The organism is Pseudomonas sp. LRF_L74 (assembly GCF_965644255.1).
In the GTDB taxonomy this organism is placed as follows: domain Bacteria; phylum Pseudomonadota; class Gammaproteobacteria; order Pseudomonadales; family Pseudomonadaceae; genus Aquipseudomonas.
The window spans coordinates 1-723 of sequence record NZ_CBFFRH010000033.1 but is presented as its reverse complement, the minus strand read 5'-3'; the positions used below and the strand labels follow the sequence as shown (position 1 = coordinate 723).

Genomic DNA, 723 nt, shown 5'->3' with positions numbered 1-723 from the left:
CTCAATTGTTTTTGTTTCTGAGATGGATTCAGTATCCCCTCCGCCTAATATAAGAGCGGTCACCCTACAGTTAACTAGAGATGGTGAGCAAACACCTGGGGTTAAATTAGCATTTTTGCTTAAGAATCAGGACTTATCTATTCAAGCCGTATTCCGAGCGTCGGATGGTGTTCAGGCTCTGAATACGTTCCTGGCATCTTCTGTTGATAACAAAGAGTGGTTGTTGCTTGCTGAAGATGAAGAGTTGCCACGGCTTACCGCATCCCGTGCTCCTGTGTTCACGCAAGACGTGACTCTGGCTCTCGACCTCAACGATGGCACCGGCACCTCCGGCGGTACGCCCGCAACGATTCAAGCTGTCGTGCGGGTCGAGGGTGAGCGGGCAGATCGGAACATCGTCATTGTCGAACAGCAGGCAGACGGGGCTTTTCGGCTGGCCGGTTATGGCCGCGCGGGCGGTGACGGCGGAGATATTGTTGAGTTGAAGATCACGCCGTCCGGCGCGGTCTATGCGCTGGGTCTCGATGATTGGGGCATCGCATTCGAAGCAAACCGCGCCGTCATTGTCGGCGAGACAGTCCGGCCCAGCGCATACAGCGGCTGGGTGTATCGAATCACGGAGCCTGGCACGCTGCCGACAACAGAGCCGACCTGGTGGGCCGGCTCGGACGAGAGCGACACGCGCCCGATTGGCACCGCTCGCGGCTATGCCGTTCGCTACTT

1 protein-coding gene is annotated in these 723 nt (G+C 57.0%); it reads left to right on the top strand.

Annotated elements, in window-relative coordinates:
* A partial coding sequence (locus tag ACSZPK_RS26920; RefSeq protein WP_437884676.1) for a hypothetical protein occupies positions 1 to 723 on the top strand: 723 nt, incomplete at both ends.